The organism is Nostoc sp. (assembly GCF_036916655.1).
GTDB lineage: Bacteria > Cyanobacteriota > Cyanobacteriia > Cyanobacteriales > Nostocaceae > Nostoc.
On the sequence record NZ_JBALFY010000056.1, the window covers coordinates 80947 to 105951 of the forward strand.

Here is a 25005-nt window from a genome sequence, read left to right on the forward strand (position 1 = left end):
CGTTCAAAATTCATTCTTAATTTTGGTTTCTGATTCCTGAATTCTTTTTTGAGAAAAAGCGGTAAAACTTCGGTTGTCCGAGCTTTTTCCGTAATGCTTCCATGTAAATGTAAAACACTGGAGTCAGATAGAGAGTCAATATCTGAGAGAACACCAATCCACCAACGATCGCAATCCCCAAAGGACGACGCGCTTCGGAACCAACTCCTGTCCCCAGAGCAATGGGGAGTGTGCCAATTAAAGCTGCCATCGTGGTCATCATAATCGGGCGGAAGCGAATCAAGCAAGCGGCATAGATGGCATCAAAGGAATTTTTACCTTCCTTTCGCTGGGCTTCAATAGCGAAGTCCACTAACATAATCCCATTTTTCTTGACGATGCCCACTAGCAGGATGATACCGATGAAAGAATAAAGATTTAAATCAACCTGGAAAATCAGCAGCGTCAGTAACGCACCAAACCCCGCGGAAGGTAAACCGGAAAGAATGGTGATTGGGTGAATGAAATCCTCATAGAGGATACCGAGAATTAGATAGATAACTAAAATGGAAACCAACAACAGCGCCCCTAAATCATTGAAGGACTGTTGGAAAGTTTGGGCTGAACCTTGAAAGCTGGGGGTAATTGTTGATGGTAGCAACTCACTGGCCGCTTGCTTGATAGCATCTGTAGCCTGACTTAGAGATGTTCCTGGGAGGGTGTCAAAAGAGATAGTTGCAGAGGGGAGTTGAGCAACGTGAGTAACTGTGAGCGGGCCGACATTCTGAGTAATATTAGCGATCGCACTCAGGGGAACAAGTTTCCCAGTACTCGATTGCACATAGAGCATCGATAGGGCGCTAGGATCTCGCTGAAACTCCGGTTTCACTTCTAAGATTACATAAAATTGGTCATTTGGAGTATAGATAGTAGAAACCTGGCTGGAACCAAAGGCAGCGCTGAGGGTTTGTTCAACTTGTTGGGCAGTAATCCCAAGAGTAGCAGCTTTGTTATGGTCAATTTGGACTTGAATTTGGGGAGTGCTGAGTTGTAAATCGCTGTCAACATCCCGGAGTCCTGGTAGGGTTTTGACTTTATCTACAAGTTTAGGGACGTATTGGCGTAGGTCTTGTAAATTCAAGCTTTGCAAGGTGAACTGATAAGTAGAGTTAGTTTGTTGTCCACCGATAGGAATAGCTGGCGGAGAACGGAGGAATGTCTTAACCCCGATTACACGTCTTAACTTGGGTGTTAACTCTTGGATGATTTCATCAGCACTGAGTTGACGTTGATCGCGCGGCTTGAGCCGAATTGTAATTCGCCCGGAGTTGACTGAAGCATTCGGCCCACTTGCACCCACAATCGAGTCAACTGCTTCAATGTTAGGGTCTTGACGAATAATGTCAACAACCTTTTGTTGGTGACGCCGCATATCATCAAAAGAAATATCTTGCGCCCCTTTGGTGTTGGCCATCAGTTGTCCGGTGTCTTCTGTAGGGATAAATCCTTTGGGAACGATGACGAACAAATAGACGGTCATTACCAGCAGAATGCCAGAACCAATCAATGTCATCAGGCGGTATTTTAAAATCGGCTTGAGCGTCCAATCATATCCTTGCAGTAGTAAATCAAATCCCCTTTCTAAAAATTGATAGAGCCGATTTGGTCTTTGCTGATGGGGTGAACTTAAGAAACGACTGCACAACATGGGGGTGAGACTGAGGGAAACAAAACCCGAAACCAAAATTGCCACAGCGATGGTAACAGCAAATTCATGAAATAATTTACCGATGATTCCACTCATAAACATAATGGGGATGAACACCGCCACCAGCGAGAGAGTCATTGACAAAATGGTGAAACTGATTTCCCTCGATCCCTTCAATGCTGCGTTTAGGGGAGATTCGCCCATTTCTCGATAACGGACGATATTTTCTAACACCACGATCGCATCATCCACCACAAAACCTACAGAGAGGGTCAACGCCATGAGTGAGAGGTTGTCTAGGGAAAAACCCGACAGATACATCACCGCAAAAGTGCCAATGATCGCCACAGGTAGCGCCAAACTGGGAATCAGCGTCGCCGTGATGTCACGCAAGAATAAGAAAATCACCAAGACAACTAGACATACTGAGAGAACCAAGGTAAATTTTACATCGCTGACAGAGGCTCGGATAGTTTGAGAGCGATCGTACATAATCCCCATCTCAATGGATTTGGGAACTTGTTCGCGGAGTGTAGGTAAAAGTTCTTGGATGGCATCAACAATATTTACCGTGTTTGCACCCGGTTGCGGCTGCACAGCGAGAACAACAGAATGACGGTTTGTTACCTTGCGATCGCTATATAAATTCGAGACTTTGACGTTTTGTTCGCTGTCAATTACGTCCCCCAAATCTTGGAGGCGCACAGTAGCACCATTCTTGTAAGTTACAATTAGCTGGCGATAGCCGACAGCATCGGTGAGTTGACCATTCGCCTGAATCGTATAATTTTTGTAAGTGTCAGAGAGACTACCTGTTGGTAAGTTGACATTTCCCTGTTGAATTGCAGTTTTTACCTGATTTAGACCAATTCCCCTTGATGCCAACTCTCGCGGATCAACTTGGACGCGGACTGCATATTGCTGTTGACCAAAAACCTGTACCTGAGCAACACCATCAATCATCGAGATGGGCTGACCAACTGTTACCTCTGCGTATTCATCTACTGTAGAGATTGGCTGTGTCTCAGAATACATATACAGGTAGATAACCGGTGAGACAGATGGGTTAACTTTGCGGTAGGTAGGCGGGTGAGGCATTCCGGCGGGTAGTTGTCCGGCTGCGGCTGAGATGGCTGCCTGGACATCTTTGGCGGCATCTTCCACTCGGCGGCTAAAGTCAAATTGTAGAGAGATATTGGTGCTGCCTGTGGAACTGGTGGAATTGAATGAATTGAGTCCGGCAATTTCGGTAAACTGTCTTTCTAGAGGTGCGGCGACCGAAGATGCCATTGTTTCCGGGGTGGCACCAGGGAGACTAGCAGAGACAGAAACAAAAGGATATTCAACGTTAGGTAGAGCACTGATGGGTAACAGTAGATAACTCATGAGACCGAAAATGAGGATACCCATCATTACCAAAGTGGTCATGACTGGACGACGGATGAAGAGTTCTGAAAGGTTCATGAGTTTTGTTCTCCCAGAAATGTTATCGGTATGTGCAATGAAATTGCTCAGTCTGTATTGTTTTGGGTTTATATTTCATAAGGGCAAATATAAAACAATCCCCTTCCACTCCGACTGATCGCTGTAATTAACTAGCAGCAGCAATTCGTCAATTGCCTGTCTAATTGGCATCCGATCGTTGACTACGAACAAACCCAACATTTGCTCTCCCTTTAACAATCGTTCGTAAGCGAAATCTGGCATTGTTGCCCGGTCATGAGTGAGGATTATGCGATCGCTCGCTGCTGCCCAATTTAAGATTGCTGGGTCATCTACTTCCTGCAAACCAACATCCTGAACGCGAAGTAAGTCAAGATTCGGTTGACGCAGAAATAGTCCTCGCACAATATCGCCATTAAAATTCTCATCGCTCAATAACTTCAGTATTGACATTTTTTCAGATTATTGCTGGGCTAATAAGCGAGAACGAATTAGGCTCAAATCAGGTTGAACATTTGACAGACGTTGATGAACAGATTCAGCTAATTGTTCGCGTTGATCGAGGTATAATTCCACAGCATCTCGATGTCGAAGGTAGTAGCCAATTGTCAGGTATACATCAGATAATGACAAGGATGAGTAACGCCCAACAATAGATTCAGGCGATGCACCATCTTGAAAGCTACGAATTACCAGTTCTAGCAAAACCCTTGTATTACCTATCCGAATTGCACCTGTTGCATCTTCACTTAAGGGAGGAATTTCTTGTTCTAGTGCTAAAGTCATAGTGTAATTATTCCAAAAACGCTAATATCTAGATTTTAGTTTGCTGGTATTTTGTAATTCGTAATTCGTAAGATTATATTGCTTGTTAAATATCACGATCGCTCCCCTGTAAATGAGAACACCCGCCGAAACTTAACTTGATTAAGCTTTTTCCGCCACGATTCCATATAGATGTAGAACACGGGTGTTAAATACAGAGTCAATATCTGAGAAAACACCAGTCCGCCTACAACTGCAATCCCTAGAGGACGGCGAGATTCGGAACCAGCCCCAAATCCGATCGCAATCGGCAAGGTTCCCATTAATGCTGCCATTGTCGTCATCATAATCGGACGGAAGCGCACCAAACAGGCTTGATAAATCGCCTCAGATGGTTTTTTCCCTTCTTCTCGCTGGGCTTCAATTGCAAAATCCACCATCATGATGCCGTTTTTCTTGACGATGCCCACTAAGAGAATGATCCCGATGAAGGAGTAAACATTGAGTTCGACATGGAATATTATCAGCGTTAACAATGCCCCAAAACCTGCTGACGGCAAACCTGAAAGAATCGTAATTGGGTGAATGAAATCCTCATAGAGAACGCCAAGAATCAGATAAATTACGAGGATGGCGATCGCTAACAATAAACCCAAACTCGGCAGTGAACTTTGAAATACCTGGCTTGCGCCCTGAAAGCTGGTGCTAATGCTCTTAGGAATCACCTGCTTAATCACTTTTTCAATCTCTTCGTTGGCATTTCCCAAGGCCACGCCGGGAGCGAGGTTAAAGGAAATGGTGGCGGCGTTCATCCGACCGTTATGATTAACCATTAACGGGCTGACTCCCTGAGATAGTTTGGCGAATGTCTTCAGAGGTACTGCCACTCCTGTACTGGAGTTAATGTATAATGCCAACAAAGCATTGATATCTTGCTGAAACTGGGGTGCTAATTCCAAAATCACCTGATACTCATTAGTTGCTGCATAGATGGTTGACACTTGGTAAGAACCGTAGGCACTTCTGAGGGTATTTTCAATTTGCTCGGCAGTAATACCATAAGTTGAGGCTTTATCGCGGTCAATGTCAATTTGAATCTGGGAAGCAAATTGTAAATCGCTGTTGACATCCTGGAGTTCTGTCATCTCCTTCATCTTGGTAACAAGTTGGGGAACATATTCCTGTAAGGGTTTGACATCAGAACTCTGGAGTGCTACCTGATAAAGTCCTGTACTTTGTTGAGCGCCAATGGGTATTGCTGGGGGATTTTGTAAGAATACTTGGATGCCTGGAACAGTGGCGAGTTTAGTTCGCAAATTTTGCACGATTTCGTCAGCCCCAAGTTGACGTTGTGATCGCGGTTTTAACCGAATAAACAAACTGCCGGAATTGGCTGCAACTGCCGCTCCACCGCCACTAGCACTCGCTCCCGCCCCGATATTGGAGTTGACTGCATCTACATTTGGGTCTTGGCGAATTAGGTTAGCAACTGTCTGCTGATGCTGGACAAGATTATCGAAGGATGCATCTTCGGCTGCTTGGGTAACGCCTGTAATTTGCCCGGTATCTTCGCTTGGAATAAAGCCCTTAGGAACTATCATCAACAGCCCAACAGTCACCGCCAAGAGAAAGACAGATAAAATCATCGTGGTGCGATGATATTTTAAGACTTTTTTGAGACTCCAATCGTACAAACCGAGGAAGCGATCGAAGACATATTCGGAAGTTTGATATAACCGACTTTGATTAGCATGATTTACAGGACGCAGAAAACGGCTGCACAACATGGGAGTCAAAGTCAAAGACACAAAACCAGAAACGAGAATTGCCACTGCGATCGTTACAGCAAATTCATGAAATAATCGTCCCAGTACTTCACTCATGAATAACATGGGGATGAAGACTGCAACTAAGGAAAGGGTCATCGATAGGATGGTAAAACCAATTTCTCTCGACCCATTCAACGCCGCTTCTAAGGGACGTTCCCCCATTTCGATATGACGGACGATATTTTCCAGCATGACGATCGCATCATCCACGACGAAGCCCACCGAAAGGGTCAACGCCATCAGCGATAGGTTATCTAGTGAGTAGTGCAGCAAATACATCACTGCAAAAGTACCAATCAGCGAAACGGGTAATGCCAAACTGGGAATCACCGTGGCTGAAAGGTTCCGCAAAAAGATGAAAATTACTAAGATAACTAGAGCGATCGTCAAAATCAACGTAAATCTGACATCATCTACTGAATCTCGAATTGATTGAGACGCATCATAGAGAATCCCAATTTCCACGGATGCCGGAATCTGTTCTCGCAAATTCGGGAGCAATTTCTTAATCGTATCTACGACTTCTACCGTATTGGTTCCAGGCTGTCTTTGAATGGTGAGAATAATGGCGCGAGTATTGTTGTACCAGCTTGCTACCTTGTCATTTTCTACACTATCAACAATCCTACCCAGTTGATTGAGATAGATGGGCATTCCATCTTTATAAGACACAATCAACTGACGATAAGCAGCCGCATCCTCAAGTTGGCCGTTAGTTTGAACTGTAAAATTCTTATGATTTCCTGAAAGACTGCCGGTAGGCAAATTGACGTTACCTTGTTGAATCGCCGTCGCCACCTGATCTAGCCCAATTTGCCGCGTTGCCAATTGCTGTGGATCTAGTTGAATTCGAGCCGCATACTTTTGGGAACCGTAGACAGCTACCTGTGCTACTCCATTGATTGTAGATAGCTTTTGCGCCAGATAAGTCTCGGCATAATTATCTACTTGGGAAAGGGGCAGTGTGGGAGAATCGAGGTAAAGGTAGAGAATCGGTTGGTCTGCGGGGTTAACTTTGCTGTAAGTAGGAGGATTAGGTAAATCCGTCGCAATTTGCCCCGATGCTCCCGATATCGCGGCTTGCACATCCTGCGCCGCATCATCAATGTTGCGACTCAGGTTAAATTGCAAAGTAATTTGAGTCTGCCCTAGAGTGCTAGTTGAGTTGAGTGAATCGAGTCCCGCAATACTAGAAAATTGCTTTTCTAAAGGACGGGCTACCGATGCTGCCATCGTTTCGGGGCTGGCTCCTGGTCGGGAAGCACTTACCTGAATTGTGGGATAATCCACACTTGGTAAATCGCTAATGGGCAGCAAGCGATAACTCATAAAACCGAAGATCAAAATCGCCGTCATCACCAAAGTCGTCATGATCGGGCGGCGAATAAATGGTTCTGAAAGGTTCATGAATCACCTCCACCAGACTTCGGGGATTCTCCTCCCTGCTGCTTGCCTCCTGCCCCCCTTCCTCTTCTCGAAGAATTTCCACCTGCACTTGAGTCATTGGCGGCTGTTTTGACGCGGATTTTGCTACCCGAAACGAGATTCGCTTGACCATCGGTGACAATTTTATCGCCGGGTTGCGGCCCTTTCTGAATCACATCTAATCCATCAATGGTGCTGCTAACTGTAACTGGCACATTTTCCACTGTCATATCTGGCTTAACTACAAATACAAACTGTCCATCGGGGCCATTCTGCACAGCTTGGGAAGGAACAACCGTTGCATTCGGTTCTTCGGTCAGGGTTAGGGTGGCGTTGACAAATTGACCGGGAAACAAGTGTCCCTGAGTGTTGTCAAAGTCGCCAATCAGTTGAATTGTCCCCGTAGTGTTATCGACTGTATTATTGACAAATGTCAAAGTACCTGGTATTGAACGAGATGGATTATCCGGGAACTTCACATCTACCTTTAGCTTGCCATTCTGCATATACTTTTGTACCTGCGGTAGATTTGTTTCAGGAATGGAAAAAGCAACTTGAATCGGGCGAATTTGGGTGATATTTACTAATGGAGTCGTGCTGTTGGCTTGCACTACATTCCCCTGAGTCACCAGAATATTGCCAGCAAGACCATCAATCGGGGCATAAATTTTGGCGTAAGATAATTGCACTTTGGTATTGTCTAATGCTCCTTGGTCGGAAGTGACAACGGCTTGAGCATTAGCGATCGCAGCTTGATCCCCTTTGACAACTGCACCAGCATTAGTCAGCGCCACGCGATCGCTTTTCAAAACTGCTTCAGCATTAGCGATCGCTTCTCGATCTGCTTGGAGGGTTGCTGTAGCCGATTTACTGTTAGAAACGTATTGCTGTGCTTGATCTAAACTAATTGCGCCCTTCTTATACAATGCACCATAGCGATCGCTCTGTCCCTGAGCAAATTCTGCTTGTGCTTGATCCTTGGCTAAATTCGCCTGGGCTTGTCGGACTAAGGCTTGGTCTTTAATTAAAGTGGCTCTAGCTTGGTCTACCTGACCCAAATCTCTAGTTAATGTATCTCTGGCTTGTTGTACCGATGCTTGGTCTTTGGCGACAGTACCTTGAGCTTGCTGGATTGCGGCAGCTTGCGATCGGTCATCTAGGGTAAATAAAAGTTGTCCCTTTTTCACCTCTTGACCTTTCTTGAAATAAACTCCAATAATCCGTCCGCTAGCTTGGGGTGTAATCGCAACCGTAGACCCCGATTGCACATTACCGATCGCCTGCAATTGCACCGGAACCGTTTTTTGTGTCACCATTGCTACGGTTACAGGTGTTACTTGCTGCTTATTACGCCCAGATTTTCCAGTTTTATCTGTCTTGGCTGCACCCGCATGGATACCCAAAATAACTAGTCCACCCAGCAATATCACCCCTAAAATTACCCAAGTAATTCTTTTCTTTTTTGGCGATCGTGGTAGCTTCGGTTCCACACTATTTTCAGTCAAATTCTCGTTACTATTTTCAGTTAAACTCTCGTTAGAAATTTCATGGTTCATCAGAACCTCCAGTGGATTTTAGTTTGATTACCCCGCCTATGAGGTAATGGAATATTCTGAATTCTGTTTTATGAAAAAAGTAAAGGTTCAAAACTGTACTTCTCTACGAGACGTTACCGCGAATGTCCCTGGTGGGCGAAAAAATTAATTGTATCGCAAGCTAGCTTGAAACCCCAGCCTCTAGCGGGTGGCTTATTTCCCTATTCCCTTTCATATTACTGACTTAGCTGCCGATTTAGAAGGTTAAGAGCTTGTTTCTCTATCTGCCTAACTCGTTCCCGACTAATACCCATACGTTGAGCAATCTGTTCTAGAGAAAGTCCATTTCCGTCTATCAATCCAAAGTGCAAAGTTAATATTTCTTGTTGCTGCTGAGACAGATTTGACAATAAGCTTTCGACATCCTGACTAATATATTCTCCAGTGGTGTAGACATTATCAGAATATCTGTAATCTTCTATTAAATCTTTTAATTGTATATCTCTATCCGCTCCAACTCGAATATCGAGAGAGATAGTTTGGCGAGACAAAATTAGAAATTCTCGAATCTGACTAGGTTTTAAAGAAAGTGCATTAGCAATTTCTGTACTAGTGGGAATGCGACCTAGCTTTTGAGATAATTCTCGCTGAACACGCTTAATTTTATTTAACTTTTCATTGATGTGAATAGGTAATCTAATCGCGCGTCCTTGCTGGGCGATCGCTCTGGTAATTCCTTGACGAATCCACCAGTAAACGTAGGTTGAAAATCTGTATCCTAAAGCCGGATTAAATTTTTCAACCCCTCTTTCCAAACCCAAAGTACCTTCTTGAATTAAGTCCATAAGCTCTAAGTTGCGTCTCTGATATTGCTTGGCAATTGACACCACAAGCCGGAGATTAGACGCGATCATTTTCTGCTTGGCTTTTTTCCCTTGATTTAGCTGCTGAAGTAGTTCTTGTTCACTTAACTGCATCTGGTTAGCCCATTCTGTCAGTGTGGGTGTACGTTTTAATTCAACAGTAAGTTTTTCTGATTCAGCAAGTATTTTTATCATCTGCTGAACTTGTTTGGCAAAAGAAATTTCTTGCTCGTGGGTTAATAGAGGTATCCGACCAATTTCTTTAAGATAACTACGTATTGTATCAGTTGTAGATTGAGATGCTTTACCTGTATTACTAAATTTGGTGTGTGTGAATGTTAAGTTACTCATAGTAAATTGGCTTCTACCTATTAATTATGGTATTTCTATTCGGGAAAAAGCGCAAATAATGACTCGAAGAGCCATAGAGGTTTTTATAAAAAAACCAGGTGTCAAGTACTAACTCTAAAAGAGCAATCAATACCCAAATTGCTAAAGAAACAATTACAGGTAGGCTGAGATCGGGAAATTTTCTTTGCAAGTCGATAATGCCAAATAACAGCAAAAAAAGGAGCGAAACTCCCAGGAGAAAGGACAACTTGACAATCGCCAGAATGAAACGGCTCATCTCTAAAATGCGATTGTAAAGCCGAGAAAATCTCTCCAGTATTTCTTCCATATTATTGATGACAAGTAAAATTTGTTGTTGATGTAGATGAGTAGCTAAGGAAACCTTTTGCTGCACTCGCATCAATTCATGCTCATTCTTAAAATTGTCTAAAAGCTTGTCCCAAGGTAATACTTGAGAGCTAGTTGTCCAAATTGGGAAATCCTTTAAATGTAAGGGAACTAAATAGTTAATCAGGGCTATCAAAGTTTCATCAAAATTACTAAGTTCGGGAGGAAGAGACTGAGTTAAACGAATGAGTTGGTCAATTTGAATCTGAAGTGTATAGTAGTCTTCATATCTCCTTTGAGCAATCAACTGACTAGTAAAGGTGAGAAAAACAATTAACACTCCCAATAAAGCGGCTAGGGATTGGGATACAGCAGAAAAAAATTCAATCGCTACCTGTTTCGGTACTGTCAGCCAGGGGGCATTTTCCCGCATAGAAAAAACTAAAGTGGCAACAAATACAACCCCAATGATTGCTAGCTGATGGTGGGTAACAGTAGTTATGATTGTCCGCACCAAAGGAGTGTTACTGAGTTTAACTAGGATTTGTAGACCTGGGACTGGTTCACAAATTTGAAGTTGTTGGGCTTTGCGGGTTGACATGATGGAAAGATACGGTTCCTGACTTGTTCACGACAGTGTTTATTAAGGAAGGCAGGAGGGAGGGGGGAGGGGGCAGGGGGGCAGGGGGGCAGGGGAGGAAAGAGAGTTATTATTAAGCAATTTCTCTTCCCCTGCTTGCTTCAACAGATAACTTTGTTAACCGAACCGTATTGTCGCCTTCTTCATTTGCCACTCTGTAAACTCATACGATCGGCCCCAGACTGAATCAATTTGCTCAAGTCAGCAACGGCGCTAGCATACTGAGGATCGGCTAATGTCCCCAAGGTTTGCTTTTGTAGTAATGCTTTCTGTTGTGCCTCGGTTAACTCCACAGTAATATCTGGTTCAATGCCGACATGATTGATATCTCGACCTTTTGGTGTGTAGTATTTAGCGATCGTTAATTTCAGCCCCGAACCATCCTCTAGTGGCTCTACGGCTTGAACTAAACCTTTACCGAAGGTGCGAGTCCCGACTAATCTGGCGCGATGATCGTCTTGCAACGCTCCTGACAGAATTTCGCTGGCGCTAGCAGATCCCTTATCGACCAGTATTACTAAGGGTTTATTGGTGAGAGGATGTCCTGAAGCATTGTAGCTATCTTTAACTTGGTCTCGATTGACCAAAGATACGATCGCTCCTTGCTTCAACCACATACTGGCAATTTGCAAACTTGCATCCAGCAGTCCACCTGGATCGGAACGCAGATCCAAAACGTAGCCCTGTACCTGTTGTTGTTCTAATGCTTCAATTGCTCGATGCATCTCTGCGGGGGCAGTTTCGGTAAACTCTGGTAAACGAATGTAACCAATTTTGCCTGCTGGCGTTGTTTGCGTGTTGTAAGTTACAGGATAGATGGCAATATTTGCACGGGTAAGGTTGAAAGTTTGCGATTGGCTACCCCGTTGAATTGTGAGTACTACCTTAGTTCCCACCGGGCCGAGAATTCGCTTCACGGCATCCTCAATTTTCATCCCCTGAGTTATTTGACCATTAATCTGGACAATTACATCGTCTGGTAAAATGCCTGCTTTAAAAGCAGGCGTTCCGGCAATGGGGGCGACAACGGTTAAGGCTTTGGTTTTTTCATTCTGTGCCAGTTCCAACCCTACACCACTGAGGTTGCCAGAAAGGTCGTTATTTAGTGCTTTAAATTCCTGGGGGTCGAAAAACTCGGTGTAGCGATCGCCTAATTTTGCCACCATTTCTTGAATCGCCCCATAAGCCTGCTGATTAGAACTATAGGAACGACCAAGATACTGCTGTCGAATTGCTTTCCAATCTTGATGGTTAAAGCTGACATCAACATAATTTTTATCTAGGATTTGCCACACTTCATCTACGAGCTTTTGAGGACTAGGTTCGGCTTTACCGAAAGCTTTGGAAGCGTAGAGACTAGTTCCTAAAAGCATTATTGCCATAACAGCTAGCTCTATCTTGACGAGGAGTTTTTGTTTAAACATACTTTAAATCTGGAAGAATAATACAGAATTAAGAATACAGAATTCAGAATGCAATCAATGAAAGGTTGAATATCTTCAGTCGCAGATAATGACTTCTGTTAGCGTAGTGGGGTCTAGACAATTATGACGACTGACTCCTGAATTCTGTCTCGCTCAAACTATTAGGAATTATCTTCAGATTTACCTTTGCGGTGGGGATAGGCAGTCTTAAAAATATCCTGAATTTTAGTCTTTTGATCGGCCGTTAGATTTAGGCTCAACACTGCTTTACGCATTTTTTCACCTTGTTGCAATTTTCCTGACAATTCCTTTACCTGATCTGGAGTCAGAACTGCTTCGATTTGTTTGCGAATTTCTTCACGCTTTTGAGCGCGTTCTGGCGTATTCGATGCCGGAGAGTTTGTCGTAGAAGTATCAGATACCTTTGTGCCAGAGTCATCCCCTTGGGACACATCTGGAGATTTAGAATTGCTGCAACCTGTCATTCCCCCAATCAGAATAGTCACAAGTAGCAGGGTTGGGAAAATTATCTGTTTTTTAATCATTTACTTCTCTTGTTTTGATTGTGTGTAATACCATTGTTATGAGTAAATTTCAGCTTCTAACTGTTTAGAAGATGTTTTAAAAGTTGCTGATTTACTCACACCAGCTAATCTTAAAAGCTGTGATGGGTTTGCACATGAGCTAGAATTCCTAACCTGACCAGTAAAAAAGTACTCAAGTGATTATGACTTTTTTCCTAATTTAGAAATAATTAATCAGTCGGAACGGCTCTACCAATACCAGAGATAGATTCGTTATATAGAAGAGTAATGGGTATTGGGGAATGGCTACTGGGTACTGGGAAAAAAATTATGACTAAGAGTTGATTGAAGTCTGAATTCCCATTCAAATTCTCCCAATTCCCAGCCCCTAGTCGCCAATACCCAGTCCCCAGTTCAATATTTCCCTCTAAAATTGTGAAAATACCTATGGTTTTATCACAAAGGCCATTAAGTTGGAATAATTCTATGGTTAGCTTGACCTACCCATCGTTTCGTTTATTGCTTTACTTAGAGTGGCTGTTATTGGCTACGGCAGCGTTCATGGAAATTCTGTTGCCGTTTGAGTTGTCTTGGTCGTTGCTGCTACGAGTTATGGCGATCGCCACTTTTAGCTTAATGGGCTTGAGACTACCAATGGTGAAGCTGGAAACAAAATTACTTTATACAGCCCTAGAATTATTTTTAATTTGGCTACCAGCGACTCAACATAGCTTATCTCCTCGCTCAGTTTTGCTGCTGTGTCTAGTACTGGTAATGCGGAGTTGTCTGATATTTAAGCGATCGGGACAGTTGGTTGTCTTGGGTTTATCTCTGCTCTCTCATGGAACACTGCTTTTATTAAGACCGATTGTACCTGAGAATTTTATGCGAGATAAGCTGATCGCTATGTCTTGGGATTGGCGATTAAGTAATATATTATTGTTTAGCTTAACGTTAGTATTCGCTTTATTGTTAATAAATGCCCTGCTTGCAGAGCGCCAAAGTCGAGAGCAGTTAGAAATTGCCCATCAGCAATTAGAAATCATCAATCAACAACTGTGCCAGTATGCACTAAGAATTGAAGATCAGGCAACCTTGCAAGAACGCAACCGCATTGCCCGCGAAATTCATGATGGGTTAGGACATACTCTCGCCGCCCAAACTATTCAAATAAATAATACTCTGTTGTTCTGGCAATCAAATAATGATAAAGCATTGACATTTCTCAAACAGGCGAAAGAATTGGGGGCTGAGGCGCTGCTAGAAATTCGGCGATCGCTTTCTGTTTTGCGTTCAAATCCTTTGCAAGGGCAATCTCTCAAATCAGCCATTGAAAAGCTGCTGACAGATTTTCAGCAAACCACAGGTATTGAACCTTCATGTAAATTTGATCTACCGCACACTTTACCAACAGAAGTAAACACCGCCCTTTACCGTATTGTGCAAGAATCGCTGACAAATATTTGCAAACATGCCGAGGCGACGAGTGTCACCGTTAAACTTCTAGCTCACGCGGGAATGATTTATCTATCAATCGAAGATAATGGAAAAGGATTTAACCCCACTCAAAATACAACCGGGTTTGGACTGCAAGGAATGCGAGAACGGTCGGTTGCACTAGGCGGCCAGTTAAATCTCTACAGTCAACTAGGAACAGGTTGCTGTATTTCTGTTTCTTTGCCACTATCAAAGCTTTTGTTAAGTAGGTCGGCAGAATGAAACCAAACTATGTTAACAAAAACGAACAAGGCTGAAACCTTCCTGCCCCCTGCCTTTCTTTGTCATTAAATTACCTACTCCCCACTCCCCACTCCCTACTCCCCATCTCAGTTATGATTCAGATTTTATTAGTTGACGATCAGCATCTTATTCGCCAGGGACTTAAGAGTATGCTTGAGTCGAATGCAGAGATGCAGGTAATTGGTGAGGCGGAGAATGGGCAACGGGCACTCGAACAGATTGCCGCGCTGCAACCCGATATTGTGCTAATGGATATCCGAATGCCCGTAATGGATGGAGTTGCCACCACAAAAGCGATCGCTCAACAATATCCCAAAATTAAAGTTCTCGTCCTCACCACCTTCGATGATGATGAGTATGTTTTTCAGGCGATGCGGTTGGGTGCAAAGGGCTATTTGCTCAAGGACACCGAACCAGATGAATTAATGTTAGCAATTAGATCCGTCTATAAGGGACAAACTCTACTGGGGCCAGGATTATTTGAAAAAGCACTCACGCCGATTGCCGCCCCTGTCTCGTCTGTGCAACCCCCTCCAGAATTGGCGCAACTCACACCCAGAGAATTAGATGTATTACGATTGATTGCTTGTGGAGCCAATAACCGTGAAATTGCTGAATCGCTGTTTCTTTCAGAAAATACTGTTAAGAATTATGTTACCAATATTCTGAGTCGGTTGAGTTTACGCGATCGCACTCAAGCCGCTTTGTTTGCCCATTCCTTGTTTGGTGGACTTAAATAAATAATTAAGAATCAGAAAATCGCCAGGAATCCCACCTCTGCAAGAGGTGTTCGGGATAGCTGGGAGTGTATGCTGGGGACTAGGGACTAGGGAGAGTTAATCCCAATCCCCAATACCTAATCAATCCCCAATCCCCAGTACCCAATCCCCAATCCCCAATAGAGGAATATTTAATGTGTCTACCCGTAAATTATCTTGGTTACAGAAACTAATCATCATTACATTGATTACTGGTGCTAGTAGTTTGGGTATCAGTTTGCTTTTAACTACCAGCGGATTTGAGCATCTATTGGGAATTGTAAAGCCAAAAAGTGAGAGTGCTAAAGCAAGCCAGAACAAGTTGATGAGTGCATCCGCACAACAGAATATCAGTCCAGCTACAGACCAGATGAATGAAGTTCCCAAGTCTTTTCAGGGAACAATCGTTTATCAAGGGAAACTAAAAGCAAATGAGAAAGTCATCGCCTTAACCTTTGATGATGGCCCAGGCCCCAAAAATACAGCACAGATTTTAGAAATTTTGAAGAAAAATGATATAAAAGCCACATTCTTCATGATTGGGGAAATGGTGAAATATTTTCCCCAAGTTGCCAAGCAAGTCGCTGCTGATGGTCACGTAATTGGTAATCATACATGGCATCATTGGTATCGCCGTATGGACGTAGCTACTGCGGCTAGTGAAATTGATCGTACAGCAGAGATCATCTACAAAACTACCGGAGAGAAAACTACTCTATTTCGTCCCCCTGGCGGCTTTCTGAATAATGGATTAGTCAAATATGCCGAAAATGAGAAATACGCTGTCATGATGTGGTCAGAAGAATCGGGAGATGCCGAACGTCGTTCGCCTCAAGTGCCAATGCTAATCAAAAATGTGCTGAAATATGCAAAACCAGGTGCAATTGTACTGATGCACGATGGCGGTGGCAACCGTTCTAAATCTGTTAAGGCTTTGCCAGAAATCATCGCAGGTTTAAAGTCCCAAGGTTATAGATTTGTGACGATTCCCCAATTACTGGAAATGCAAGCTCAAGAACAACATTTGGCGGAAGTAGCTTCACCTATGGTTACAAGGGATGAACATCCAAACAATTAGCTTAATCATCAGTGATAGTCTAAGGGGAGCTACACCTGTAATTTTGGCAACACAGAAATTGTAAGACTTGGAGCAATTCAGGCGGAGATCGTTGAAGCAGGAATCGCGTGACTTCTAGTCATGCGAGGTTAAATATTGGTTCAGGACATATTGCTGTTTTTCTAGCGCAGGTTGGAAAAATAGCAAGTTTTAAAGTTATTGTACAAGACGATCGCTCAGACTTTGCCACAAAAGAACGATTTCCTGGAGCCTCGCTGGTACTAGCACAACCTATCACTTCAATTCAAGAAATATTTATTAAATAAAAATACTAATTTATATGTCGCTTTAGTTACTAGAGGTTATCTGCAAGATTTAGAAGCTTTACGCCTGTTATGCAAATATCAAACAAAATATATGGGCATGGTTGGCAGCAATAAACGGGTCAGCACTGTGTACAAAATATTGCAAAATGAAGGTTACAATCCAGAGTTTTTTCATCAAATATATGCACCAATTGGTTTAGATATTGACGCTTTAACACCAGAAGAAATATCTGTGCTGAGTTAATCAAAGTTCACCGTAGTGATACATCATCTTGAACTTTACTTGTTGAGATGGTAATGTTTTGATTGCTAACTTCTCAAAAATTATCGCCTGTAGAGAATTGGTATCAATATTTGGTATACTAAATCAATCCGCTCAAAAGCTAAAAATCCTGTTGGGAGAAAGAGTTAATAATGCGGATGTTAATTAATTTTTTTATGATTCATCATAAACTCAACTCCAAAGTGCGATCGCAATGACTGATAAAGAACTCAAACATCTAATTGAGAGTAACGCTAAAACAGTCCAAGCTATCTTAGATGAAATGGCGGAAGCACGTCAGGAACGCCAAGAACTCCGAGAAGGAATGCTCCAAATTCAGAATGCAGTAGCACAATTAGCGAACATCCAAGAGAGAATCACCAATTTACTAATTTCTCTTGATGGCGATCGCCCCACAATCCTTAAAAAACTCTCAGCACTGGAAACTAAGCTTGACCAGTTATTGCAACAAAACCTAACGGATGATTTAGGTTAAATACTTATATTAATCCCTAGATGCACTGAAACAACATTTATTTTCCTTAAACAGTCGATAATGTAAATAAATGTAAAAAATCCTCAGGCAGGAAAGAAGCATCTATGCGTGTAATTTTAATGACCGGTAAAGGCGGTGTGGGCAAAACTTCCGTCGCTGCTGCAACTGGACTCCGTTGTGCGGAACTAGGCTATCAAACGTTGGTTTTAAGTACAGATCCCGCCCACTCCCTCGCCGACAGTTTTGATATGGAACTGGGACACGCACCCCAAAAAATTCGCCCAAATCTCTGGGGTGCTGAACTGGATGCGCTGCAAGAACTGGAGGGAAACTGGGGTGCTGTGAAACGTTATATTACCCAAGTTTTACAGGCAAGGGGTTTAGATGGCGTACAGGCGGAGGAATTGGCAATTTTACCAGGGATGGATGAGATTTTTGGCTTGGTAAGGATGAAACGCCATTACGATGAAGGTGAGTTTGATGTCTTAATTATCGACTCAGCCCCCACCGGCACAGCACTACGCTTGCTGAGTTTACCTGAAGTCGGTGGCTGGTATATGCGGCGTTTTTACAAACCATTTCAAAACATCTCGGTGGCACTTCGGCCTTTGGTTGAACCTTTCTTTAGACCAATTGCTGGTTTTTCGCTACCTGATAAAGAAGTAATGGATGCACCTTATGAGTTTTATGAACAAATTGAAGCTCTGGAAAAAGTATTAACAGATAATACTCAAACCTCAGTGCGTCTGGTAACTAATCCCGAAAAAATGGTGATTAAAGAGTCTCTCCGTGCCCATGCTTATCTGAGTTTGTATAATGTTGCAACAGATTTAGTCGTGGCGAATCGGATTATTCCAAGTGAAGTCCAAGACCCATTTTTTCAACGTTGGAAAGAAAGTCAGGAGCAATATCGCCGAGAAATTCATGATGATTTTCACCCTCTGCCTGTGAAAGAAGTTCCTCTATTTTCTGAGGAAATGTGTGGATTGGCTTCTTTAGAACGCCTGAAAGAAACTCTTTATAAAGATGAAGATCCTACTCAGGTTTATTACAAAGAAACAACTCTTAGAGTAGTGCAAGAGGAAAACCAATACAGCTTAGAACTTTACTTACCGGGTATTCCTAAAGACCAAGTTCAACTCAGTAAAACTGGAGACGAATTAAACATAACTATTGGCAACCATCGTCGTAACTTAGTTTTGCCACAAGCCTTAGCAGCACTGCAACCAGCCGGAGCAAAGATGGAAAATGACTATCTAAAAATCCGCTTTGCTGACAACACAAGAGTTTAATTTTGTTGAACATTAGTCTGTCGACAAAAAGTTAAAACTAAAAAGCAAGAAACTTCTCTTGTAGCTAGTACAGACGCAATCTTTTTAGCGTCTGTTTTTATGATTTTTTGGTGAATTTTGATAAAAGCCAAAAAAATATTTTTATTAATGATTTGACCGTAGTTTTACTGAAGACAAAATGATGAAATAAATTTCAGAATGTCTTTAGATTTAATTATGTCAGTTTTCAAATTATTAATTTATCTTGCTATATACAATGACCTCTAATCCTGAACAAGATTTGCCCTTATGTAGCGATGAAGAAAGTTTATTACGCCGCATTACAAACCGTATCCGACGAAGCTTAGAGTTAGAAGAAATCATCACAGTCACAACGGCAGAGGTGCGATCGCTATTAAAAACCGATCGAGTAATGATTTACAAATTTCATCCCGATGGTAGTGGTCAAGTGATTGCTGAATCAATTAATAAAAATTGTTTGCCGTCGCTATTAGGATTAAATTTTCCCTGCGATGATATTCCATCCGATGCCCGCGAACTATTTATCAAATCACGAGTGCGTTCGGTTGTGAATGTTGAGACTAAAGAGATTGGTCAAATTCACCTGCGTGACTTGGATAATGGAGAAACTATTTCAGAGGAGATTCGTTACCGTCCTGTAGACCCCTGTCATATTGAATATTTGACGGCAATGGGGGTAAAATCTTCTGTAGTAGCGCCTATTCTCTATCAAGATCGACTTTGGGGGTTGCTGGTTTCTCATAATTCTGAAGCGCGTTCGATTTCAGAATATGAGCTAGAAGCAATACAAATGGTAGTCGAGCAACTGTCAGTGGCGATCGCTCAAAGTACCCTTCACACTCAAGTTCGCAAAACAGCCGAACGAGAAGCGATCGTAAACCGCATTGCTAGCCTCCTACATTCACTACCCACGATTGTCTTACAGCCAGCCTTAGAAGCGGCTGTTGCTGCCTTTAATGGTGTTGGTGGCAGGCTTTGCATTAGAAATGAAGCTTTTGATTTTCACAATGGCAACGTCACCAGTTTAACAGAATGCTTAATACCAGGAAATACTTGTATCAAGCTTTATATTTGTGGACAGCAACCTGTGATGCCACAAACTATATATCCACTGATCGAGCAGTATAGTGTCTGGCAAGAACACTACAAGTCTAGTAAATACGATGTTTGGGCAATTTCAGATATATATAAAATTTCTGACTTGCGAACTTTGCAAGTTGCTTTTCAACCAACTAAAATTCGCAGCATATTGATGATCCCACTCCAGTATCGTCAGCAATTGTTGGGCTACTTAAGTATTTTCCGCAATGAAGTAGATACAGAAACTTTATGGGCGGGACAGCATGAGGGCGATCGTAGGCAGCTTTACCCCCGTTTATCCTTTGAGGTTTGGCGCGAATCTAAAAAAGCACAAGCTCAAAAATGGACAACTGAAGAAATTGAACTGGCTAGAAACTTGGGTAAACACTTTGCTTCCGCAATCCAGCAGTATGAATTATACCAACAAGTGCAAACCTTCAATGAAAATTTAGAAAAACAAGTTAAAAGACGCACAGTTGAGTTACAACGAACAGCTGAACAAGAACAGGCTGTGTTTAAAGTTATTGCCGAGATTCGAGAATCTCTGGACACAAATACGATTTTTCAAACCACAACTAAAGAAGTTTGTCAATTAATTAAAGCCGATCGCGTTTCTGTTTATCGTTTCGATGCTAATTGGGGTGGTGAATTTGTCGGGGATTTCGAGGCTGCTAGTCCATACTGGTCGAATGAGTCCGAACTAGGTATTAATACAATTTGGAATGACACCTACTTACAAGACACACAGGGAGGACGTTACCGCCACAATGAAACATTTGCAGTCGATGACATCTACAAGATGGGGTTTACTCAGTGTCATATCGACAATCTAGAGCAGTTTCAAATTCATGCTTTTGTGCTTGCGCCGATTTTTGTGGGGCAAAAACTTTGGGGTTTGTTGGCAACTTATCAACACACTGGTCCCCGGCAATGGAAAACTTCTGAAGTTAACTTTCTCAGTCAGATTGCCGCCCAAATGGGCGTAGCACTCCAGCAAGCTGATTTACTCACTCAGACACGACAACAGACATTAGATTTGCAACAAGCAGCAGAACAGCAACGGGTATTGTTTGAAGTTGTGGCGAAAGTTAGAGAATCTTTAGATTTAGATGCGATTTTTCAAGCAACCACCCAAGAAATCTGTAAATCACTACAAGCAGATCGAGTTGCCGTCTACCGCTTTCAGGCTGATTGGAGTGGTGAATATATCGCCGAGTTTGTAGGTGATAACTGGTTAAAGTTAGTAGACGATCATAGCAAGACGGTTTGGCAAGATAGCTATTTACAAGAAACCCAAGGTGGGCGATATCGTCACAATGAAACCTTTGCAGTCGATGATATCTATGCAGTTGGCCACTCTCAATGCCACGTTGCAGTTTTAGAGCAAATTCAAGCAAGAGCTTATGCGATCGCACCTATATTTATTGGGCAACAGCTATGGGGCTTGTTAGCAGCTTACCAGAATTCTGCACCCCGCCATTGGGAAGCCTCGGAAATTAAATTTATTACTCAAATTGCCAATCAGCTTGGGGTTGCACTGCAACAAGCCCAATTACATAATCAAACCAAAGAACAGACAGAAAAACTGGCTCAAGCTTTGCATGATTTACAGCAAACTCAAACCCAACTGATCCAAACGGAGAAAATGTCCTCATTAGGTCAATTGGTAGCTGGTGTGGCTCACGAAATTAACAACCCCGTGAACTTCATTTATGGGAACATCAACCATGTCAACGATTACGCCCAAGATTTACTGGGCATATTAGACCTCTATTTGCAAAATGCTCCCAATCCTAATCCAGAGATTCGCGATCGCGCACTCGATATCGACTTAGAATTTATCATTGAGGATTTGCCCAAAACTCTATCTTCCATGAAAATTGGGGTCGATCGCATCCGGCAGATTGTCTTGAGTTTACGGAATTTCTCTCGCCTTGACGAAGCAGAAAAAAAACCCGTTGATATTCATGAGGGTATTGATAGCACCTTGCTAATTTTGCAGCATCGCTTGAAAGCAAAACCAGAAAGTCCAACGATTAAATTAGTCAAAGAATACGGCAACCTTCCATTAGTGGAGTGCTATGCCGGGCCGCTAAATCAGGTATTTATGAATGTTTTAAGCAATGCGATCGATGCTTTAGAAGATTACACCCAATCTCAATTAACAACTCATAGTAGTCAAATTACTATCCGTACTGCTCTTGGAGAACTTGAAGGCAATATTAAGAGTGTAGTCATTCGCATAAGAGACAATGGCCCAGGAATACCTGAATCCCTAAAGACAAGAATTTGCGATCCATTTTTCACAACAAAGCCAGTAGGAAAAGGCACTGGTTTAGGATTATCAATTAGTTACCAGATTGTCGTAGATAAACACGGTGGTGTGTTGAGATGCGATTCTCAGCCGGGGCTAGGTACAGAATTTTGGATTGAAATTCCGATTAAACAAATTCGTCATTAGTCATTGGCAAAGACTTTTACCTTTAGCTAAACCGTATTGCTCGAACTCTGACTTTTTGAAATTGGATTTTCCACCATCTCTTACTCCCTACAACTCCTTCTGTTAGTAGTTTACTTGGACTTGTGTGTACACCGTAGCCTATGTATTGGGGAGGGTTAGAGTGGGGTAAAACCCGGATTTGTCAATTATTTCCAACTTGTGTGTACACGGTAGCCCATAGCATAGAAGTTTTGTAAATCCTATCCGTGAAAGATTAAGGTTTTTAATAGGTTTATTCAGCAAAATTACTTAAGTAACTTTCAAAAAAATGTAGTAACTTTGTCCTAAAACGCCGGAAATGACAAACGGGATGGAACTTTTTGATAACCTACACCTTGCTATGTTTAGCGGCAAAGGTGGAGTCGGAAAAACGACAATTTCCTGCACCTTTGCATGTCGTTGGGCGCAGAAATTTGCCAATGAGCAAATTCTTTTAATCTCAACCGATCCGGCTCACTCTCTTGGAGATGTCTTACAAATTAGCGTTGATGACATTCCTCGCCCCATAGCGGAACTACCCAATCTACTAGTAAGGGCGTTGGATGCAAAGCTTCTGCTACAAGAGTTTAAAGAACGTTATGGTCAGGTGTTAGAACTGTTAGTGGAGCGCGGTAGTTTTGTTGAAGGAGCAGACTTGCTGCCAGTTTGGGATTTAGATTGGCCTGGGCTGGACGAGTTGATGGGCTTGTTAGAAATCCAACGGCTTTTTCAGGAGCAGCGGGTAGATCGAGTAGTAGTAGATATGGCTCCTAGCGGTCATACTCTCAACTTGTTTGGATTGATGGATTTTTTAGACACTTTCCTGCACTCTCTTGAACTGTTTCAAGAAAAGCATCGGATTATTAGCAAGACCTTTGCTGGAAGTTACACACCCGATCGCGCTGACGAGTTTTTGCAAACCCTAAAAGCTGAACTGTCGCAAGGTCGTCGTCTGCTTCAAGATCCTAACCATACAGCTTGTTTGTTAGTTGCGATCGCCGAACCAATGAGTTGGTTAGAGTCAAAACGATTCCTAGAAGCCTTACAAACCATGCAGATGCCTTGCGGAGGTTTGTTTGTTAACCAAATCCTTGCCAGTGCGACTGACCCAGATCGTTACCAAGAACAACAATCGCTTATCAGTCAGTATACGGCTCTTGCTAACGGAAAGCCGATGTTTATTGTGCCACAGCAAGATGAGGAGCCTTTGGGAATTGTCGCCCTCAGCCATCTCATCAACCAAATCCATATTCCTCAGCTTGAACCGCTATTTCCTATCGATCTACTCCCAGTTCAATGGCCTGAAACAATTGCTCCTAGCTTTGGAGATTTTCTGACCAAAGGTCGCCGCCTGTTACTAATTGGCGGTAAGGGTGGAGTAGGCAAAACCACGGTAGCAGCTGGGATTGGTTGGGCTATGGCTCAACAACATCCTGATCGCAAAATTCGCATGGTTTCTATCGATCCAGCCCACTCCTTGGGTGATGCCTTTGGTCTGAGTTTAGGACACGAACCATATCAAATAACTGCCAATCTTCGAGGTCAGGAAGTAGATGGCGATCGCATTGTCGATCAATTCAGAGCCGATTACCTATGGGAACTGGCCCAAATGATGAGTGGCGAAACCCAAACAAGCGAAGCTATTGAAATGGCCTATGCTCCTGCTGCCTGGCGCAAAATTGTCGATCAAGCTTTACCAGGGATTGATGAAATACTTTCCCTGTTAACAGTAATGGAATTGCTAGAGCAACAAGAAGAAGACTTGATTATTTTAGACACTGCTCCTACAGGTCATCTTCTGCGTTTTCTAGAAATGCCAACTGCATTAGCAGACTGGCTAGCTTGGATTTTCAAACTCTGGATCAAGTATCAGAATGTCCTTGGTCGTACAGAGTTTATGGGGCGTTTACGAACTTTGCGACAGCGCGTAGTCAAAGCCCAAAAAGTGCTAAAAGACCCACAACAAGTAGAGTTCATTGGGGTTACGCTTAACCAGGCTAGCGTACTTGCTGAACAACAACGCTTATTCAAATCTATGCAAGAAATAGGTGTGAGCCAGAATTACCTTGTTCTCAACCGCTTTACTTCTACAGCAACCATTAATTGCGATGACTGCGAGACAAATTTTCCAGGTTTGACAATGGTTCGCTTACCAATGCTTCCTCGCTCAGTTCAGCCTTTAGAACGCATCCAAGCAGCAGCCGGCTGTTTGTTTTAACGGCTAATTAGACTAAATACTTCCATACCCAAAGAGAAATTTATTATGCATCGCACTCCAAACCGCAGACAAATTCAAGCCAAACTTAGCACCATGCCTCCTCAACGTTCTCAAGCAACAGTTTACTTAAATGCTTACAAAATGATGTTAGAGAAGGAGCGTTTAGAGGAGGAACTAGAGAAACTCGAAGCACGCCGACATCAGATTCAGCAGCGTCTTGCTATTTTAAATAGTCAAACAATTCCTGAAGAGAACATGACCCATCAGCAAGCAAATACTGACTTAGAAAACAATACACCAAAATTCAACACCCTAACATTGGAATACTAAGTACTAAGATTTCAGCTTGCCTATTCTTCGCAACTTCCTTAGAACTCTTGCATAAATATTTTCTGGTACAATGAAGGGTTATTTATTTCTGACTGTAATTAAGTTCAAATAGCCCCAACTTACCAAATTTCTC

The 25005-nt window shown here is 42.7% G+C and carries 19 protein-coding genes; 10 read left to right on the forward strand and 9 right to left on the reverse strand.

What is annotated here, in order from left to right; genetic code table 11:
* Positions 1-16 precede the first annotated feature (16 nt).
* From V7L31_RS14000 to V7L31_RS14040, 9 genes are all read right to left on the reverse strand, one after another.
* Positions 17-3151 carry an efflux RND transporter permease subunit gene (locus V7L31_RS14000; protein WP_334696783.1) on the reverse strand — a complete coding sequence of 1045 codons (3135 nt, stop codon included), beginning with the start codon at positions 3149-3151 and terminating at the stop codon, positions 17-19.
* A gap of 75 nt (positions 3152-3226) precedes the next feature.
* On the reverse strand, positions 3227-3583 hold the full coding sequence (locus V7L31_RS14005) for a DUF5615 family PIN-like protein (protein WP_334696784.1): 357 nt from the start codon (positions 3581-3583) through the stop codon (positions 3227-3229).
* A gap of 9 nt (positions 3584-3592) precedes the next feature.
* Positions 3593-3916 carry a DUF433 domain-containing protein gene (locus tag V7L31_RS14010; protein WP_334696785.1) on the reverse strand — a complete coding sequence of 108 codons (324 nt, stop codon included), beginning with the start codon at positions 3914-3916 and terminating at the stop codon, positions 3593-3595.
* 92 nt (positions 3917-4008) lie between these two features.
* The gene (locus tag V7L31_RS14015) at positions 4009-7131 is read right to left on the reverse strand and encodes an efflux RND transporter permease subunit (RefSeq protein ID WP_334696786.1); all 3123 of its coding nucleotides are present in this window, start codon (positions 7129-7131) and stop codon (positions 4009-4011) included.
* Complete coding sequence (locus V7L31_RS14020) at positions 7128-8705, reverse strand: efflux RND transporter periplasmic adaptor subunit (RefSeq protein WP_334696787.1); 1578 nt, start codon at positions 8703-8705, stop codon at positions 7128-7130. Before V7L31_RS14020 ends, V7L31_RS14015 begins: the two co-directional genes overlap by 4 nt.
* A 215-nt stretch (positions 8706-8920) precedes the next feature.
* Positions 8921-9898, reverse strand: coding sequence for an RNA polymerase sigma factor, RpoD/SigA family (locus V7L31_RS14025; protein ID WP_334696788.1), 978 nt, complete (start codon positions 9896-9898; stop codon positions 8921-8923).
* Positions 9899-9911: 13 nt separating this feature from the next.
* The gene (locus tag V7L31_RS14030; RefSeq protein WP_334696789.1) at positions 9912-10826 is read right to left on the reverse strand and encodes a hypothetical protein; all 915 of its coding nucleotides are present in this window, start codon (positions 10824-10826) and stop codon (positions 9912-9914) included.
* Between the two features lie 182 nt (positions 10827-11008).
* Positions 11009-12289, reverse strand: a complete 1281-nt coding sequence (locus V7L31_RS14035; protein ID WP_334696790.1) for a S41 family peptidase — start codon at positions 12287-12289, stop codon at positions 11009-11011.
* Between the two features lie 161 nt (positions 12290-12450).
* Positions 12451-12834, reverse strand: coding sequence for a hypothetical protein (locus V7L31_RS14040; protein WP_334696791.1), 384 nt, complete (start codon positions 12832-12834; stop codon positions 12451-12453).
* Between the two features lie 465 nt (positions 12835-13299).
* Here V7L31_RS14040 and V7L31_RS14045 point away from each other — a divergent pair, with 465 nt between their 5' ends.
* From V7L31_RS14045 to V7L31_RS14090, 10 genes are all read left to right on the forward strand, one after another.
* A complete protein-coding gene (locus V7L31_RS14045) occupies positions 13300-14532 on the forward strand; it encodes a sensor histidine kinase (protein ID WP_334696792.1) in 1233 nt (410 codons plus the stop codon).
* 113 nt (positions 14533-14645) lie between these two features.
* Entirely contained in the window at positions 14646-15293 is a 648-nt protein-coding gene (locus tag V7L31_RS14050; protein ID WP_334696793.1) for a response regulator transcription factor, read from the forward strand.
* Between the two features lie 175 nt (positions 15294-15468).
* The gene (locus V7L31_RS14055; protein ID WP_334696794.1) at positions 15469-16389 is read left to right on the forward strand and encodes a polysaccharide deacetylase family protein; all 921 of its coding nucleotides are present in this window, start codon (positions 15469-15471) and stop codon (positions 16387-16389) included.
* A gap of 107 nt (positions 16390-16496) precedes the next feature.
* A complete protein-coding gene (locus V7L31_RS14060) occupies positions 16497-16694 on the forward strand; it encodes an XdhC family protein (RefSeq protein ID WP_334696795.1) in 198 nt (65 codons plus the stop codon).
* Between the two features lie 64 nt (positions 16695-16758).
* A complete protein-coding gene (locus V7L31_RS14065; protein ID WP_334696803.1) occupies positions 16759-16938 on the forward strand; it encodes an XdhC family protein in 180 nt (59 codons plus the stop codon).
* A gap of 232 nt (positions 16939-17170) precedes the next feature.
* Complete coding sequence (locus tag V7L31_RS14070; RefSeq protein ID WP_334696796.1) at positions 17171-17452, forward strand: hypothetical protein; 282 nt, start codon at positions 17171-17173, stop codon at positions 17450-17452.
* A 104-nt stretch (positions 17453-17556) separates the two neighbouring features.
* The gene (locus V7L31_RS14075) at positions 17557-18744 is read left to right on the forward strand and encodes a TRC40/GET3/ArsA family transport-energizing ATPase (RefSeq protein ID WP_334696797.1); all 1188 of its coding nucleotides are present in this window, start codon (positions 17557-17559) and stop codon (positions 18742-18744) included.
* Positions 18745-19000: 256 nt separating this feature from the next.
* Entirely contained in the window at positions 19001-22306 is a 3306-nt protein-coding gene (locus tag V7L31_RS14080; RefSeq protein WP_334696798.1) for a GAF domain-containing protein, read from the forward strand.
* 337 nt (positions 22307-22643) lie between these two features.
* The gene (locus tag V7L31_RS14085; protein ID WP_334696799.1) at positions 22644-24542 is read left to right on the forward strand and encodes an ArsA family ATPase; all 1899 of its coding nucleotides are present in this window, start codon (positions 22644-22646) and stop codon (positions 24540-24542) included.
* Between the two features lie 45 nt (positions 24543-24587).
* Positions 24588-24872, forward strand: coding sequence for a hypothetical protein (locus V7L31_RS14090; RefSeq protein ID WP_012408753.1), 285 nt, complete (start codon positions 24588-24590; stop codon positions 24870-24872).
* Positions 24873-25005: the final 133 nt, after the last annotated feature.